Annotated in this window: 1 protein-coding gene; it reads right to left on the bottom strand. The window is 74.0% G+C overall.

What is annotated here, in order from left to right:
- Positions 1-108 precede the first annotated feature (108 nt).
- Positions 109-870: ATP-binding protein (locus C667_RS23450; RefSeq protein ID WP_004390828.1), on the bottom strand; the 762-nt coding region annotated here is incomplete at its 5' end.

Below are 870 nucleotides of genomic sequence, written 5' to 3'. Positions count from 1 at the left end.
CGCGCCCGGCGAGCAGGTAGCGCGGCGTCCCGCCGCCGCCGCCGGTGGTCGATGCGGTCGTGCCCTTGCGCGCCGCGGGGGGCGCGGGGCTGCGCTGTGCCTTGAAGCTCATGGCCGGGGTTCCTTGTCGTCGGTTCGGGAGGGGGGCGCGTCCGCCCCGGTTGGCAGGGGCTTGCCGAGCTTGCGGTACTCCGCCGCCAGCGCGGCGAGGAGGCCCGCCTCGCCGATGCGCCGGTCGTGCCCGTGCGCGCGTGCCGCGGCGGCGAGCACGACGTTGCGGATGTCGCCGCCAGCGAGGTCGCAGGCCGCGGCGATACGGTTCAGCGCGGCGGCGTCGAGGGTGTGGGCGTCGCCGAGGTGGGCGAGCCAGAGGGTGCGGCGCTCTTCCGGCCCGGGCGCGGGAAAGTCGAGGATGGCGTCCAGGCGCCGGGTGAAGGCCGGGTCGAAGCGCGCGCGGCTGTTGCTGGTGAGCACGACGATGCCCTCGTGGCTCTCGATGCGCTGCAACAGGTAGTTGGTCTGCTGGTTGGCGAAGCGGTCGTTGGCGTCCTTGACGTCGGTGCGCTTGCCGAACAGCGAATCCGCTTCGTCGAACAGCAGCACCACCTCGGCGTCGCCGGCGCGGGCGAAAAGCTCGGAGAGGTTCTTCTCGGTCTCGCCGATGTACTTGCTGGTGATCGAGGCGAGGTCGACCCGGAACAGGGGTAGCCCGAGGCGGGTGGCGACCCAGCTCGCGGCGAGCGTCTTACCGGTGCCCGAGGGCCCGACGAAGAGCGCGCGCACGCCCGGCCGGTAGCGCGTGCGCGCGGCGCAGCCGAGCGCGTCGGCGAGGGTGTCGCGCAGCCGGCAGCGCACGAGCAGCGCGTCGAG

Source organism: Thauera phenylacetica B4P (assembly GCF_000310225.1).
Taxonomy (GTDB): domain Bacteria; phylum Pseudomonadota; class Gammaproteobacteria; order Burkholderiales; family Rhodocyclaceae; genus Thauera; species Thauera phenylacetica.
The sequence above is the reverse complement of the archived record's forward strand: the minus strand, read 5'-3'. Positions and strand labels throughout refer to the sequence as shown.